This is a genomic window from Fructilactobacillus sp. X8R4C1 (assembly GCF_059900905.1).
On record NZ_JBWXVJ010000001.1, the window covers coordinates 566,737 to 582,735 of the forward strand.

The 15,999-nt window shown below is 37.6% G+C and carries 14 protein-coding genes; 12 read left to right on the top strand and 2 right to left on the bottom strand.

All coding sequences use genetic code 11. The annotated features are described in order from the left end of the window. Positions 1-130: 130 nt before the first annotated feature. The 3 genes from AC6UDA_RS02810 to AC6UDA_RS02820 all read left to right on the top strand — a co-directional run bounded on the left by AC6UDA_RS02810 (position 131) and on the right by AC6UDA_RS02820 (position 3,546). A complete protein-coding gene (locus tag AC6UDA_RS02810) occupies positions 131-1,018 on the top strand; it encodes a GRP family sugar transporter (RefSeq protein WP_500693583.1) in 888 nt (295 codons plus the stop codon). A gap of 144 nt (positions 1,019-1,162) precedes the next feature. Continuing rightward, positions 1,163-2,050, top strand: a complete 888-nt coding sequence (locus tag AC6UDA_RS02815) for a GRP family sugar transporter (protein WP_500696550.1) — start codon at positions 1,163-1,165, stop codon at positions 2,048-2,050. Positions 2,051-2,184: 134 nt separating this feature from the next. Beyond that, the gene (locus tag AC6UDA_RS02820) at positions 2,185-3,546 is read left to right on the top strand and encodes a gluconate:H+ symporter (protein ID WP_500693612.1); all 1,362 of its coding nucleotides are present in this window, start codon (positions 2,185-2,187) and stop codon (positions 3,544-3,546) included. 95 nt (positions 3,547-3,641) lie between these two features. Here the strand turns inward: AC6UDA_RS02820 and AC6UDA_RS02825 are convergent, their stop codons facing one another. After that, positions 3,642-4,580 carry a glycosyltransferase family 2 protein gene (locus AC6UDA_RS02825; RefSeq protein ID WP_500695212.1) on the bottom strand — a complete coding sequence of 313 codons (939 nt, stop codon included), beginning with the start codon at positions 4,578-4,580 and terminating at the stop codon, positions 3,642-3,644. Between the two features lie 192 nt (positions 4,581-4,772). Here AC6UDA_RS02825 and wecB point away from each other — a divergent pair, with 192 nt between their 5' ends. After that, entirely contained in the window at positions 4,773-5,876 is a 1,104-nt protein-coding gene (gene wecB / locus AC6UDA_RS02830; protein WP_500710874.1) for a non-hydrolyzing UDP-N-acetylglucosamine 2-epimerase, read from the top strand. Between the two features lie 3 nt (positions 5,877-5,879). Then, positions 5,880-6,797, top strand: a complete 918-nt coding sequence (locus AC6UDA_RS02835) for a YihY/virulence factor BrkB family protein (protein WP_500710840.1) — start codon at positions 5,880-5,882, stop codon at positions 6,795-6,797. A 27-nt stretch (positions 6,798-6,824) separates the two neighbouring features. Here AC6UDA_RS02835 and AC6UDA_RS02840 read toward each other — a convergent pair whose 3' ends face one another. Further along, on the bottom strand, positions 6,825-7,274 hold the full coding sequence (locus AC6UDA_RS02840; protein ID WP_500693587.1) for a flavodoxin: 450 nt from the start codon (positions 7,272-7,274) through the stop codon (positions 6,825-6,827). Positions 7,275-7,358: 84 nt separating this feature from the next. On the opposite strand from AC6UDA_RS02840, the gene recX reads away from it, so the two are divergent. The 7 genes from recX to AC6UDA_RS02875 all read left to right on the top strand — a co-directional run bounded on the left by recX (position 7,359) and on the right by AC6UDA_RS02875 (position 15,970). Next, positions 7,359-8,174 carry a recombination regulator RecX gene (gene recX / locus AC6UDA_RS02845; RefSeq protein ID WP_500710842.1) on the top strand — a complete coding sequence of 272 codons (816 nt, stop codon included), beginning with the start codon at positions 7,359-7,361 and terminating at the stop codon, positions 8,172-8,174. A 14-nt stretch (positions 8,175-8,188) separates the two neighbouring features. Further along, positions 8,189-9,352, top strand: a complete 1,164-nt coding sequence (locus AC6UDA_RS02850) for an AI-2E family transporter (protein WP_500693589.1) — start codon at positions 8,189-8,191, stop codon at positions 9,350-9,352. A gap of 106 nt (positions 9,353-9,458) precedes the next feature. Further along, entirely contained in the window at positions 9,459-9,869 is a 411-nt protein-coding gene (gene tagD / locus AC6UDA_RS02855) for a glycerol-3-phosphate cytidylyltransferase (RefSeq protein ID WP_500693590.1), read from the top strand. 59 nt (positions 9,870-9,928) lie between these two features. Continuing rightward, positions 9,929-10,804 (top strand): hypothetical protein, encoded by an 876-nt coding sequence (locus tag AC6UDA_RS02860; RefSeq protein WP_500710844.1) that lies wholly within the window; start codon positions 9,929-9,931, stop codon positions 10,802-10,804. A 9-nt stretch (positions 10,805-10,813) separates the two neighbouring features. Beyond that, positions 10,814-12,838 carry a CDP-glycerol glycerophosphotransferase family protein gene (locus AC6UDA_RS02865; protein WP_500710847.1) on the top strand — a complete coding sequence of 675 codons (2,025 nt, stop codon included), beginning with the start codon at positions 10,814-10,816 and terminating at the stop codon, positions 12,836-12,838. A gap of 74 nt (positions 12,839-12,912) precedes the next feature. Further along, positions 12,913-14,490: a peptide chain release factor 3 gene (locus AC6UDA_RS02870; RefSeq protein WP_500710849.1), complete on the top strand. Its 1,578-nt coding sequence runs from the start codon at positions 12,913-12,915 to the stop codon at positions 14,488-14,490. Between the two features lie 58 nt (positions 14,491-14,548). Further along, on the top strand, positions 14,549-15,970 hold the full coding sequence (locus AC6UDA_RS02875) for a C69 family dipeptidase (RefSeq protein ID WP_500710851.1): 1,422 nt from the start codon (positions 14,549-14,551) through the stop codon (positions 15,968-15,970). The last annotated feature ends 29 nt before the right edge of the window (positions 15,971-15,999 follow it).

Consider the following 15,999-nt stretch of genomic DNA (forward strand, 5'->3'; position numbering starts at 1 on the left):
AACACTTCATTTAAATGAGGTGTTTTTTATTTGGGCAAATGTTGGTGATGACAATTAATTAATTGATTTTTGGGCTTATGGGCGATTATAATGAGTTCTACACGGATTTACATTTTAGGAGGAAATTATATTGAATATTTTAATTGCTTTACTCCCAGCGTTAGGGTGGGGGCTCCTTCCTATTGCAACTGGGTTAATCGGTGGTAAGCCAGTTAATCAGTTGATGGGAACTACATATGGAGCGTTAATCATTGCCATCCTTGTGTTTATTTTTAAACAACCAGTGATCACCATGCAGGACTTTTGGTGGTGTTTACTTTCAGGGATGGCTTGGGCAGTTGGTCAAATGACTCAGTACATGGCCTTTACTCAAATTGGTGTATCACGAACGATGCCAATTTCAACTGGTTTGCAGTTAGTTGGTACTTCAGTTACCGGAGTGATTTTCTTTGGTGAATGGGCTGGCTTAATTCCCAAGCTAGCTGGTTTTGGATCAATTATTTTGATTATCATTGGGGTCTTACTAACAACTTTGAAAGACAATGGCAGTAATGAACCCAAGACGGCTGAAGAGAATGCCGCTCAGCATACTCGGAATGGTTTAATTCTGTTAGTAATTGGCATGTTTGGCTATATTGGATACTCTGATTTTCCAAGGATTGCTAATACCAATGGTTGGTCAGCCTTTCTGCCCCAGACGATCGGAATGGTCATCATGGGAACGATCTTTGTTATTATTAGTGCTTATAAAACCAAGGTTAATCCGTTTAAACAAGCTGTTTCATATAAAAACATTATTACCGGATTTTTGTTCGGATTTGGTGCCTTCTTCTATCTAATTTCGACTGAATTAAACGGAGTGGCCACTGGATTTACGATTTCACAGATGTGTGTTGTCATTTCAACCTTTGGTGGAATTATAATTCTTCACGAACACAAGACAAAGAAAGAACTAGTATTTGTCACACTTGGAATGATTTGTGTCATTCTTGGTGGTGTCATTACAAGTTTTATTTAAAATTTTATCTTTTCAAAAAAGGACACATTTAAGGACACATTTAGTGTCCTTTTTTTGTGAATTTGAATATCGGTTTGATTTAAAAGGGAGTATATTGAACTTGAAGAGAATGGTTAGAAATTATTTTAATTCGGGGGATTAAGTTTGAATATTTTAATTGCATTATTACCAGCGATTGCTTGGGGTATTTTACCAATTTCAATCGGTTTGCTAGGTGGAAAGCCAATTAATCAACTAATGGGTTCTACATATGGAGCCATTTTAATTGCTGTTATTGTCTATTTCATTAAGCAACCAGTGATTTCAAAAGAAGTTTTTTGGCTTTGTCTTCTGTCTGGTATGGCATGGGCAATTGGACAATATACTCAGTACACGGCATTTTCACTGATGGGAGTTTCGCTATCCATGCCAGTGTCAACTGGTCTTCAGTTGATTGGCAATTCATTAACTGGAGTAATTGTTTTTGGTGAATGGGCGGGTTTGATTCCAAAGTTAGCTGGATTCGGATCGATTATTTTAATCATTTTGGGTGTTTTACTAACTACCAAAAAAGACAGAACGTTAGCACCAAAAACTGAGGAAGAAAAGCAACAGGTTAATATTAGAAAGGGTGTTTTAGTTTTAATCATCGGAACTTTTGGGTATGTTGGCTATTCGGCATTCCCAAAAGTTGCTAATACTAATGGATGGGCAGCGTTTCTCCCTCAAACCATTGGAATGGTCGTGATGGGAACTATCTTTGCCTGCTTTATAATATTTAAAACCAAGGTTAATCCGTTTAAAGAAGTGGCTACCTATAAAAATATTATCAGTGGTTTCTTGTTTGGATTTGGTGCTTTAACCTATTTGATTTCAACCGAATTAAATGGAGTAGCAACTGGATTTACAATTTCGCAAATGTGTGTTGTCATATCAACCTTTGGTGGAATCATCTTTTTACACGAACACAAAACTAAAAGAGAACTTTTATATATTACCATTGGAATGATTTTCGTCATTATTGGCGGAGTCATTACTAGTTTTATTAAGTAAAAGAAGAGGTGGCCGATGCTATTTTGAAGCTTAATTTTAAAAGATGGTGTTGAAAACTGGCATGAAACCGTATACAATTAATTTATAGCGTTGTTTTAATTTAATAATTGGAAAGAGGAAAAGAAATGTCATACATGCCCTTCATAGTGTTGATTTTAGGAATCGCACTTCTCCTTTTCATGATCATCAAACTTAAGCTAAATACTTTTGTTTCCTTGATCATCACAGCTATTTTAGTTGCGCTTGGATTAGGAATGAACCCAGCATCAATTGCCGATGCCATTAAGACTGGTATTGGTAGTACATTAGGTGAATTGGCCATCGTCTTCGGATTCGGTGCCATGATCGGTCGTTTGGTTTCTGATTCTGGTGGTTCGTATCGAATCGCCAAGACGCTGATCGACAAATTTGGAAAGAAGCGATTACAGATTGCGATCGTAATTGCTTCGTTCATTATCGGAATGTCATTGTTCTTCGAAGTTGGATTGGTATTACTTACCCCAATCGTCTTCGCGGTTGCCCTTGAAGCCGATGTACCATTTGTTTATCTAGGAATTCCAATGGCGGCTGCATTGTCAGCAACCCAGGGATTCTTACCACCACAACCTGCTCCAACTGCTGTTGCCACAGCCTTGGGCGCTAATATTGGTGAGGTATTGCTCTTTGGTATCATTGTTGCAATTCCAGCTGTTTTAATTGCGGGTCCTGTCTTTACGAAGTTTGCTGAGAAGTTTGTTCCGAGCGCGTTCGTAGTCAAGAAGAGCCTGCCAGCTTTTGGTGAAGTTAAAGAATACAAGTTAGATGAAACTCCTAGTTTTGGTCTTTCGGTTTTAACTTCATTATTACCAGCTATTTTCATGGCGGTTAATACCATTTACCAGTTAGTTTTCCATGGCGGGAAAGCAGTTGCTAAGCCGTCAGGATTTGATGCTATTATCTCGATGTTAGGTAACCCTATGATTGCCATGGTAATCGCTTTAGTATTTGCCATCTGGTCAATGGGCTTCCATCGTGGTAAGAAAATGAGTGACGTTTCTAAGAGTATTGAAGCCTCCGTTAAATCAATTGCCATGCTTCTATTGGTTATTGGTGGTGGTGGTGCCTTCAAGCAAGTCTTGATTGATGGTGGTGTTGGTGATGCCGTTAAGAACATCATGATGCACTCATCACTATCTCCAATCATCCTTGGCTGGTTAGTTGCCGTTATTCTTCGTGTATCGCTAGGTTCAGCTACGGTGGCTGGAATGACTGCTGCCGGACTTGTTATGCCACTGATGTCTTCATTGAACGTTAACCCAGTAATGATGGCATTAGCCATTGGTGCTGGATCACTTGCCGCATCACACGTTAACGATGCCGGATTCTGGATGTTCAAAGAATACTTTGACTTAACTATGAAACAAACTTTCTCAATTTGGACGGTGTTAGAAACCGTGATTTCAGTTGTGGGGCTAATAATGGTCTTGATTCTGAATGGAATTCTGGGAATGTTCTAAGTTAGTTAATAAATTCAAAAAGACTTCACATCATAAAGTGAAGTCTTTTTTGTATAAAAAAGCCACCTATAATTTATAGGTGGCTACCGGTTAAACTATGCTTCGTCCTTAATGATGTACTGAGGACGGTGTTTCGTTTCTAAATAAATTTTTCCAATGTATTTTCCTAGAATGCCCAAACAGAAGAGTTGGATTCCACCGATTAGGAGAATAATTGATACTAAAGAAGGCCAACCAGATACGGCTCCTCCAAAGAATAATGCTCTGATAACGACAAAAGCAATCCCAACGAGTGAGAGTAAAAATGAGATTATTCCAACGTAAGTGGCAAAGGTTAGTGGGGCATCAGAGAAATCAATAATTCCTTCCATCGAGTATTCTACCAATTGTGAGAAAGACCAATGAGTTTCTCCAGCAGCCCGAGGGACCCCCTGATACTCTAAATATTTGGTGTTAAAACCAACCCAAGCAAAGATTCCTTTTGAGAATCGATTGTATTCTGTTAGTTCATTTACTGCATCGACGTAACGTCGAGACATTAAACGATAATCTCGAACGTTAGGTTTAATTTTAACGTCTGACATTTTATCGATGACTTTATAAAACATCGAAGAGCAGAAAGCTCGAACTGGATTCTGCTTTCTGCTTGTTTGGACACACCCAACGCAATCATAGTCCTGGGTCTGAATAATTTTGAGCATTTTAGGAAGGAGTTCCGGCGGATCTTGGAGATCAACGTCCATTAATGCAATGTAATTGCCTTTGGCATTTCTTAGCCCAGCAGCCATTCCAGCTTCTTTCCCGAAGTTTCTTGAAAATGAGATGAAGTGAACGGTGTCAGGATGTTTTTCGTGAAGATTTTTAATGATCTTAAAGGTATTGTCACTTGATCCATCATTTATAAAAAGGTAATCAGGCTCATACTTTTCACCGTCTTTATTCATTTGTGCAAAAACCTTTTCCACAGTTTTGTAGAAAAGTTCAATTGATTCCTGTTCATTATAACAAGGAACAATCAGACTAATTTTTTCCAAAATTAATTACTCCTTAGTACTTGGCAATTAAACTTTTAAATTCAAAAATACATTACCAATTATTTACAGATTGTTTAATATCATTTTATCATTATTTAAAGTGGTTTGGCATCGGAATTGGGTAAATCTTTTGATATACTTAAGGTACTAGGCAAATGGGAGGGATTAAGTGTGACCAGACCAATTAAAGTTATGACTGTTTTTGGAACTCGACCGGAGGCCATTAAGATGGCTCCAATTATTTTAGAGATGAAGCGAAATCGAAACAAGTTTAAACCAATCACAGTGGTCACGGGTCAACATCGTGAAATGCTTAAGCAAGTTCTCGATATTTTCAAAATCACTCCTGATTATAATTTAAACATTATGAAGAATGATCAAACACTTGGAGATATTACTGTTTCTGTGATCACTAAGTTAGGTCCAATTATTTCTAAAACTAATCCAGATATTATTCTAGTTCATGGTGATACTACGAGTACGTTTGCCGCTTCAGTGGTTGCTTTTTATCATAAAAAAATGTTAGGTCACGTTGAAGCAGGACTGCGTACTCATAATAAATATTCCCCATATCCAGAGGAAATGAATCGTCAATTAACGGATGTTTTAGCTGACTTGTACTTTGCACCCACGGAGTTAAGTAAGCAAAATTTAATAAAAGAGAATCATCCGGGGCCAAACATCTTTGTTACAGGAAATACTGCCATTGATGCTCTTCATCAAACGGTGAGTGATGATTATCATCATTCGATCTTAGATAACATTGATGATGGACAGCGGATCATCTTACTTACAATGCATCGGCGCGAAAATCTAGGTGAACCAATGAAACGAACGTTTCAGGCAATTAAACAAGTTGTTGATTCACATCCTGATGTGGACGTGGTTTACCCGGTTCATCTTAATCCAGTGGTTCAAAAGATGGCCCAACAGATTTTTAAGGGCGATTCTCGGATCCATTTGATTGCACCTTTAGATGTGGTTGATTTTCATAATATGGCTGCTCGGAGTTATTTTATTATGTCTGACTCTGGTGGGGTTCAAGAAGAAGCTCCTTCACTTGGAAAGCCCGTTTTGGTTCTTAGAGAATCGACTGAACGCCCCGAAGGAGTTAAAGCGGGCACTTTGAGATTAGTTGGGACTGATCCTAAGGCCATTAAAGATGCGATGGAGGACTTACTTGATAATCCAGATGAATACCGAAAGATGGCTGATGCTCATAATCCTTATGGGGATGGAACGGCAGCTAAGCAAATTTTATCTGCAATTGAGGCAACTTTTAAAGGAGAGTCCTAGCTTGTGGAACTAAAAACAAATCAAAAAGTAATTTCATTTGTTAAGTTAGTTATGAAACATTTTAAGATGGGAAACGTTTCTGATTCTGCCATCGTCTTGGCGTATTATTCCCTCTTATCACTGTTTCCAATTTTAATTATGATTGGTAGCATCATTAAACTTTTACATGGAGATCCTAATGATATCTTAATGTATATCAGAACCGCGGTTCCGTCATCGATTTATACGATGCTTTTGCCCATGATTAAGTCAGCTTTTGATAATAATAATAGTGGTGGTAGCTTATCGATTGGGTTGTTGCTGGTAATTTGGTCAGCTAGTCAGGCGATGGCAGCATTTCAACGAACGGTTAACCGAACTTACGGAGTAGCTGACACTCAGAATGCCATCACGAATCGTTTAATTTCATTTGTGTGGATGCTTTTACTGGTACTCTTATTGATTGTTTTAATGATTTTGCAAGGGTTTGGTCAAGAAATTATCACGTACTTGAGACCAATTCTGCATCTTTCAACCATTGCAACGCAAGTGGTTGCATCCATTCGAATTCCATTTATTATTTCTGGGTCTTTCATAGTTGTGATGCTTTTGTACTATTTTGTGCCAAGTGTTAAGACCAAGATTCGTTATACAATTCTAGGATCAGCGATATCTGTGCTTGGTTTAATGATTTTGTCACAAGCTTTTTCGCTAATCATTGAGTACTTTTTTAGAAATATTACCGCTTATAAGACGTTAGGAACTTTTATAGTAGTGATGTTGTGGTTATATTTTATTGGACTCGTGCTGATGTTTGGGGCCGTTATTAATGCCAGTATACAAGAGTACTTTACTGGTAACATTGAATCAACAAACGGATCCGTTCGGTCTATTATTTCTAGTGCACGTAAATTTCGTTCCAAAAAGAAAAACACCACCTAGGATTAGGTGGTGATGTTTTTTGCTAAATTATTTTTCGGTGGATTTTACCAGTTCACGAGAAAACTGGTCAAGAACTTTGATGTCATCTTCATCAGGTTCAAGATTGATTTTGACGCTTTTAGCTCCTTGAGTAGCGTTAGTTTTCCTTAAAGCTTTGGTAAATGCGTCGACGGCAACGTTATAATATTCTTGATAAAAAACGTCTCCAGAACCAGCCACTCCAAAAACTTTTCCTTTTAGGTTCAGTGAATCTAAATCTTCAAAAAAGTCCATCCCTTCTTCAGGGAGAGCTCCTTCGTCGTAGGTGTATGGACATATAACAATAATATCGGTATCTTTAAGTTCGTCCGCGTCGGTTTGAGAAATTTCAGATTCTTCGACATCTACGCCAAGGTCCTCAAGTCCCTCGGTGACGATATCAGCAACGTCTTCGTTATTACCAGTAATGGTGGCGTAAATCACGTGTGCTTTTGGCATGAGTGAAACCACTTCCTTTGTAGTGTTTTCAAATAAGTATATCAGAATAGTTTCAAATTGTTAATTTGATGGGAGTTAGCGCTGATGGATAAGCAAAATGCAAATAAATTAAGGGTCACAAAAATTGTTTCGCAAAAAAGACTGGGGAGATATAACGTATACATCAATGATCATTATGCTTTTCCTGTGAGTGAAGAAGTAATGATTCAGTTTGGGATCTTTAAGGGATCTGAGTTAAGCCAAGGTAAGATTGACAAAATTAAGGCGGCGGACGATGTTTCAAAGTTATATAATAAGGCTATTGATTTTATTTCGTATCAGACTCGTTCAAAAAAAGAGGTTAGAGATAAGTTAAAATCATATTCAGACAACCTTGAAGCAGTCGATGAAGCGGTTGAAAAACTAGAACAGATTAATCTACTTAATGATGAACATTATGCTGACACCTATGTCAAAGGAATTGTTGAACAACAGAATAAGGGTCCCATGGCTGTTTCAAGGTATTTAAAACAAAAGGGAATTGCAGATGAATACATAAATGAGGCAATTTTAGTTAATTATTCGAGCGAAATGACGCTTAAAAATGGTAAAAAGCAGGCCCAAAAAATCTTTGCTCATAATCAGCGATATCCCTTTAACAAACGGATGCAAAAAACTAAGACGGCTTTATACCGAAAGGGATACTCATTTGATGATATTGATACAATCATTAGTGAATTAGACTTTCAAGGTGATGTCGATCATCAAAATGAGTTACTTGCTAAAGAGGGTAACAAGGCTTGGAATAAGTATAAGAAGTATAATGATATGAGTCGACGTCAGAAAGCCAAGCAGTCGTTATATCGTAAGGGCTTTGATCTTGATGATATTGATCAATTCTTGGACACAAAAGAAAATTAATTGGAGTGAATCAAATGAATAGATTTAAAAATTCGGCTTTATTTTTTTGGACGGTTGAGATTCTGATTGCAGTTGGAATCGTTTATTTATGTTCCAAAATTAGTTTTGTTTTTTCGCCGATTGTAATTTTTGTGTCAACGATCTTCGTTCCACTCTTGTTAGCGGGATTCTTGTATTACATGTTGAATCCGATCGTTAACCTTCTGATGAAAATAAAAATCACAAAAACAAAACACATTAATCGTACCTGGGCCACCGCCATCGTATTTTTGATTGTGATTGGGGTTATTGTTTACATGGCGTTTTCGTTTGTACCACGGTTGATTACTCAGGTGGCTAACATGGTAGGGGCAGCGCCTGAATTTGCTAAACAAGGGCAGACATTACTAACTAAAATCACACGTTATGGATTTTTAAAAAAAGTGGACTGGCGTCCCATTGTTGACAAGATTCAGTCCTCATATTCATCGTATTTGAAAACAGTTCTGGCTAATTTGACGAATAGTGCGGGAACGATTATTTCGATGGCAACGAACGTGGTTATCACGGCAATTACAGTTCCTGTCATTCTGTTTTACATGTTAAAGGATGGAAACAAACTACTTCCAAGCATTGAAAAGTTAACTCCCGGACTTTCCAAACACCACAGGAAACAAACGGTAACGCTACTTAAAAAAATGAATCATACCCTCTCACGTTACATCGGTGGCCAAGTCATTGAGTGTCTGTTTGTTGGAACGTTTACCACTTTAGGATACTTTCTGATCGGACAAAAGTATGCTCTTTTGCTCGGGGTCTTTGCCGGATTATGTAATATCATCCCATACGTTGGTCCCTACATTGGAATTATTCCATCACTTTTTGTTGCTTTTTCAGATAATATTATGCAAGTTATCTGGGTAATTGTGGTAGTCATTATTGTTCAACAAATTGATGGAAACTTGGTGTACCCGAATGTGATTGGGAAATCGTTAAAGATTCATCCACTAACTATTATTATCATTTTACTTGCAGCTGGTCACATTGCTGGGTTGTTTGGGATGATTCTAGCCATTCCAGTTTATGCGATTGCGAAGGTTGTGATTGAATATTGTTACAATATTTGGTTAGTTCAACATGACGATTCGAACTCCACGAATTCAGCAAAAACTAATTCATCTGAAAATGAGCCAAATTAAACTTTAGTTATGGATCGTGAATTTTATTGACGATAATGGAAGATATGCTAACATTTAGTTGTTGATAAATAGGAGTATTAATTATGGTCTTCTGACAGGAGATATTATGACGAAAGTAATTACGTATGGCACATTTGATCTGCTTCACAAGGGTCATGTGCGTTTATTAAAACGTGCTCGTGAATTAGGTGATTCATTGACGGTAGGTCTTTCGACGGATGAGTTTAATGCCGTAAAGGGGAAACGTGCTTATAATTCTTATGAGGATCGTAAGTACATTTTAGACGCTATCCGCTACGTTGACGAAGTAATTCCTGAAAAGGGATGGAACCAGAAGATTCAAGATATTAAAGATCATAAGATTGATATCTTTGTGATGGGTGACGATTGGAAGGGTAAGTTTGACTTTCTTAAAGAGTATTGTAAAGTAATTTATTTGCCGCGAACCCAAGGAATTTCAACGTCTAAGATCAAGTCTGATTTAGGCGTCACGAGCCAAAAGGATTGGAAAGATTAGTTTGAGTCCAAGGATTCTTCGTTTTATTTCTTAGAATGTTTTAGTTTAAGGGGAGCAAAATGAAACAAGCACTTTTTTTGGTAACTTCAGTTCATGGAGCTGAAAAGCCCCGATTTAAAGAACGATTGGAAAGAATGATCGATGACGGGAATTCAGTTAAAGTTGTAATTTCCATTTTAAACTATGATCAATCACAGTACGTGGCCACTTTGATTAGGAAGTTATCTGATTCTTTTCATCAGCAAGTGCAATTAGAAATCATCCAATTGTTTGACGTTTTTAGTAAACAACGTGGAATTTTTGATCAAAATCATGATTTAAATAACGATTTAACCCAATTTGACGTTCACGACAGAGTGGTTAAGGGTCAGTCCGTTCAAGTCTACAGTGACCATAATGGGGTGGTTCGAGCTGAACGAAAGGAAATTTTGGCTGGGTCAGGTTTATTCAAAGTGATCTTTTATGATGGGCCCTACGTTAGTAAAACGATTTATTATGACAATCATGATAACGCTACTGCTGTTTTCAAACGGATTAATGATGAACATCAAGTAATTAAATTTTTAAATCAACATGGTGACGTGGCATGTCGGGTGGATCAAAGTAACGGTGGAGCAGCTCAGATTTTTTATCTTAGTAAAACCTCGGTTGTTTCACCTCCAGAAACAAGTTTAAAGATTGCTAGACCAACTAGTGATTTAATCGATTATGATGTTAATCTTGGTAATTTGAAGTATTTGTCTAAAGGTTCAGATGCTCGATCATATGTCATTTCAGACTATGGCAATGCAAGCCGTTATAGTGATATTTCAGCATTTAACGTTGCTTTAGTTAATAAGTATGCTGAAGGTAAGGAGACTACCATTTTTATCGATTTGGATGATATGGTTAACTTTTCTAAATATCTTGGTCAAAACGTGATTTTCAACTATTAAGGAGAAATAATGCGAGCAATACTTTCTAACGTTATACCAAAACAAACAAAGTTGAAAATTGAATTTGAATTAATTAATCCTAGTTACGCTGATGAAGATGCAACTGTTACTTTGATTGAAAAAGAAAGCTTAGCTTCAATCACCGTTCCCATTCTTAAAGGGGACGTAAGTGGCAATGAAGCAGCAATTATAATTGATCCAAATAAATTTCACTTTGACTCCGTGGGGCAGGATGAATTTGAATGGCAACTCTATTATTCGTGTGGAAATCGTGACCACCGGACCATTATCCAAGTTGAAGGTGAATATGTAAGCGCCGTTCGACGGATGGGGTCAAACGCATATTATCAATATGAGATTGACCCCTCTGGCATGGCGGTCTTTTATGTCAGAACGAACCGATCTAAAAAGCAATTTGTGATGAACTCGGTTAATTTGCTTGGTGGCGGTAATTTACGATTAACGGGGTTTAACCACATTGACGGTAAAAAACTTGATCAGATGGCAATTGTAATTAAACAAGCAAGTGATCAAAGCAAACGACTTTATCCGATTACCGATTCACCTTTTCAAGGGATTTTTGCGATTACCATTCCGCTTAAAGAGCTAAAGGATGAAGATACATATCGTTTGTATATCAGGTATGACTATCATGGTAAGCATTTTCAGCAAAGATTGGTGATGGATGTTTCGCTTTCATCGTTTAAAACCGTTTCTCACTTAGGTGATAATCGTGAATTAGTATTAAAAGAGGGAAAGCAAGGTCAACTTCGTGTTATTAAAAGAAGACGGCCGTCTCCTACAAAAAGACTTACTAAGTTTTACGGAAAAGCTAAGCATTTGTGGAAATCGTTTAAAATCTTATTAAGTAAAGTTAATCGTTTGCGCTTACGAAAGTTGTTTAAACGGGGGCATACACCATTTGCTACTACGACGATCGTGTTTGAGAGCTTTGGTGGACGTCAGGTGAGTGATAGTCCTTATGCTATCTATCAGGTGTTTAAAAAATTACATCCTAAGATTAACTTTGTGTGGTCCATTCAAAAGTCACAAAAGCAATTTTGTAAGGATCATAACATTAACTATGTAATTAAAAATACGGGACGTTGGGTTCGTACCATGGGAAAGGCTAAGGTATGGATTAGCAATGCTAGATTTCCTGCCTGGGTCGTTAAACCAGACTATGTAACGTATGTTCAAACTTGGCATGGCACACCATTAAAGAAGTTAGGGTTAGATATTGAACGAGTTTCAATGCCTGGTACGACAACCAATAAGTACCATGATAACTTTGTTAAAGAAGCTAATCGTTGGGATGCATTGATTTCACCAAATGATTTTTCAACCAAGGTCTTTAGAAGTGCCTTCGGGTATGAAAACAAGATTTTAAAGGTGGGATATCCAAGAAATGATGAATTGATTAACGGGAATAATCCTACTGAGATTAATAAGATTAAGGATCGATTGGGAATCCCACGGGACAAGAAAGTTGTCCTATATGCTCCTACTTACCGAGATAATCAGTTTGAGAGCAAGGGGAAATATACTTTTAAGCTACCGTTTAGTTTGGAAGAGTTCAAACAACACTTTGGAAGTGATACTGTCCTAATTCTACGGATGCACTACTTGATTTCGAATGCATTAGACGTCTCTGATTACAAAGGGTTCGTCTATGACCTATCGAACTATTCCAACATTTCTGATTTATATTTAATTTCAGATTTGCTGGTAACCGACTATTCCTCAGTCTTTTTTGACTACGCCTACCTTAAACGGCCAATTTTGTTCTATCCTTATGACTATCACGTGTATAAGGATGAGTTGCGTGGCTTTTACTTGAATTATGAACGAGATTTGCCTGGAAGGATCGTCTATGATTCTGATGAGTTAATGAAGGGAATCTCAACTGATTTAAAAGACGAAAACGTTGAAAACGATCCTAAATTTATGCAATTTTACAATCGCTTCTGTCGGATTAACGATGGACTTAGTTCGATTAAGACGATTGATTATGTGATGCAACAAATTCGTTAAAAAAATCCGGAGTTTTCCGGATTTTTTGTTTGTTTGATGGTATACAATTAATCTATAACAGAAAGGAAGTAAAGATGAAAAAAGCAGACCTAGAAAAAGAAGTCGATAAACGAAGAACGTTTGCCATTATTTCCCATCCTGATGCTGGGAAAACCACTATCACCGAACAGCTACTCCTCTTTGGTGGGATTGTTCGGGAAGCTGGAACCGTTAAGGCGAAAAAAAGTGGAAATTTTGCTAAGTCAGATTGGATGGAAATTGAACAGAAGCGTGGAATTTCAGTTACTAGTTCGGTTATGCAGTTTGATTATCAGGGAAAAAGGATTAATATTCTTGATACACCGGGACATGAAGATTTTTCAGAAGACACATACCGAACTCTTATGGCAGTGGATTCTGCCGTGATGGTGATTGACGCCGCTAAGGGAATTGAACCGCAAACTAAAAAGTTATTTAAAATTTGTAAAATGCGTGGAATTCCAATTTTTACTTTCATGAATAAGCTTGATCGTGATAGCAAGGATCCCATGGAATTAATTGATCAATTGGAAGATGTACTGGGAATTGAGGCTTATCCGATGAACTGGCCCATTGGCTCTGGTCGAATTTTAAAGGGGCTGTACGACCGTTATGATCATCGAGTTGAACTTTATAAGCCAGAAACGGATGGTCAGAACTTTATTAAACTAGATGATGCTGGCAATCTTATTGGAGATAACTCACTAGCAGACGATAGCATTTATCAAGATGCTAGAAGTGAAATGGATTTAATCTCTGAAGCTGGGAATCAATTTAGCAGAGAAAAAATTGCCAAGGGTGATCAAACACCAGTCTTCTTTGGCTCAGCGTTGGTTAACTTTGGGGTTAAAACTTTTTTAGACGCTTATTTGAAGCTCTCACCAGCTCCAGGTCCTCACAAAACTCTTCAAGGAAATGAAATTGAACCAACGGCACCAGAATTTTCTGGATTCGTGTTTAAGATTCAGGCTAATATGAATCCACGTCATCGTGATCGAATTGCCTTTGTACGAATTTGCTCTGGTGAATTTCAAAAGGGCATGGATGTTACCCTTGATCGTACCCAGAAGCCGATCCGTTTATCAAACGTTACTGAATTTATGGCTAATACGCGTGAAAACGTTCAAACAGCGGTTGCTGGAGATATTATTGGTCTTTATGATACTGGTAATTTTCAGATTGGCGACACCATTTATACCGGCAAAAAACCGATTGCGTTTGAAAAGCTGCCACAGTTCACTCCAGAACTATTTATGAGAGTTTCAGCCAAAAACGTTATGAAGCAGAAGTCGTTTCATAAGGGCATTCAACAATTAGTACAAGAGGGAGCCATTCAGCTCTACACTAATTACAGTACGGGACAGTATATCTTGGGAGCAGTTGGTCAGCTTCAGTTTGAAGTATTTCAGTTTCGAATGAAAAATGAATATAACTCAGATGTTGTGATGGAACCAATGGGGCATAAAATTGCCCGGTGGATTGACCCTGACCAGCTGGACGAAAAGATGTCTTCGTCTAGAAATATTTTAGTACGGGATCAAATGGGGGATCCGTTATTCCTTTTTGAAAATGAGTTTGCAGAACGCTGGTTTAAAGATAAATATCCTGATGTCAAGTTAACTGCCAAGCTTTAGGATTGAATTGACGTAATATTCGATATAAACTAGTTTTTGTGAAAGGTGGATATGAATTATGAAAAAGTTAAGTGCTTGTACCAGTGTGATGGTTGGTAAGGACGCTAGTGTTGATGGGTCAACGATGATTTCTAGAAATGATGATACCTTTTTACCATTAACTCCTCAAAGTTTTTATGTTCAACCTGCATATCATAACGAGGACAAAGTTTGGAAATCCAACCAAAACGGCTTTACTGCTCCAATGCCAAAGTCGGGTTACCGAATTTTGATGACACCGAACGCTGACGTTAAAAAAGAAGGCGTTTATGCTGAAAGTGGATTTAATGAAAAGAATGTTGCAATGAGTGCCACTGAAAGTGTTTATGGAAACGAGCATGCTTTAGCTCATGATCCGCTTGTTCAGCATGGATTAGCTGAAGATTCTTTACAATCGATGGTTCTCCCTTACATTAATTCCGCGAGGGATGGAGTTGCCTATCTTGGAAATTTAATCAAAAAGTATGGTTCACCAGAGGGAAATGGGGTCCTTTTTAGTGACAAGAACGAAGTCTGGTATATGGAGATCGTTACTGGTCACCACTGGGTTGCACAACGAATTCCTGACGATTGTTATGCGGTCGTAGCAAATGAGGTTGCGATTCAACAGGTTGATTTTGATGATCCAGAGAACTTTATGTATTCCGATGGGTTACAAGAGTTTGTTGAAAAGTACCAGTTAAATCCTGATAAAGAGGGATTTAACTTTCGACATATCTTTGGGACTCATAATGAATTTGATCACCATTACAACACACCTCGAGTTTGGTATGGTCAAAGGGTGCTGAATCCCGAGATTGAGCAGGAGCCAACCTCAAATGATCTCCCGTTTATTAGAAAAGCAAGCCGTAAAATTGAAGTTAGTGACGTTCAGTTTATTTTGAGTTCTCATTATAACGAGACCAAATATGATCCATTGGCTAAAGATCCAAAAGAATCGAATACTCAATTTAGACCAATTTCAATGAATCGAACCCAAAATTCACATGTTCTGCAAATTAGAAATGATGTAAGTGATAAATGTTCGGCAATTATGTGGCTAAATTTTGGAATTCCCGCCTTTAGTCCATATGTTCCTTTTTTTGCTAACGTTGACGAGACTGATCCAAGTTATGAGGTTACCCCTCTCACGATGGATGATAAGAGCGCATACTGGATGTATCGTAAACTATCGATGATCGTTGAATCTCATTACAGTAATTTTATTCAACAGGATCGTGATTTTAAGAAACATGCTAACGAGTTATTTTTAGGGCATATATCAGATACGATGGGTCAAGCTGCTAATATGAATGATCAGGACGCATCTGAATTTTTGAAAGATCAGAATCAGCAATTGGTCAAAGAAATGAGGAGTCGAACCTATCAATTTATGCATGAATTGATGGAAAAGGGTCTTACACTCTCTAAATTGACGTATAACATGGATAAAAATTTGTAAAAAATCCCACTCAATAAGAGTGGGATTTT

Coding starts and splice junctions, on each gene's coding strand:
- AC6UDA_RS02820 (WP_500693612.1), top strand. CDS start 2,185: ATGCCCTTCATAGTGTTGATTTTAGGAATCGCACTTCTCCTTTTCATG.
- wecB (WP_500710874.1), top strand. CDS start 4,773: ATGACTGTTTTTGGAACTCGACCGGAGGCCATTAAGATGGCTCCAATT.
- AC6UDA_RS02840 (WP_500693587.1), bottom strand. CDS start 7,274: ATGCCAAAAGCACACGTGATTTACGCCACCATTACTGGTAATAACGAA.
- recX (WP_500710842.1), top strand. CDS start 7,359: ATGGATAAGCAAAATGCAAATAAATTAAGGGTCACAAAAATTGTTTCG.
- AC6UDA_RS02850 (WP_500693589.1), top strand. CDS start 8,189: ATGAATAGATTTAAAAATTCGGCTTTATTTTTTTGGACGGTTGAGATT.
- tagD (WP_500693590.1), top strand. CDS start 9,459: ATGACGAAAGTAATTACGTATGGCACATTTGATCTGCTTCACAAGGGT.
- AC6UDA_RS02860 (WP_500710844.1), top strand. CDS start 9,929: ATGAAACAAGCACTTTTTTTGGTAACTTCAGTTCATGGAGCTGAAAAG.
- AC6UDA_RS02865 (WP_500710847.1), top strand. CDS start 10,814: ATGCGAGCAATACTTTCTAACGTTATACCAAAACAAACAAAGTTGAAA.
- AC6UDA_RS02870 (WP_500710849.1), top strand. CDS start 12,913: ATGAAAAAAGCAGACCTAGAAAAAGAAGTCGATAAACGAAGAACGTTT.
- AC6UDA_RS02875 (WP_500710851.1), top strand. CDS start 14,549: ATGAAAAAGTTAAGTGCTTGTACCAGTGTGATGGTTGGTAAGGACGCT.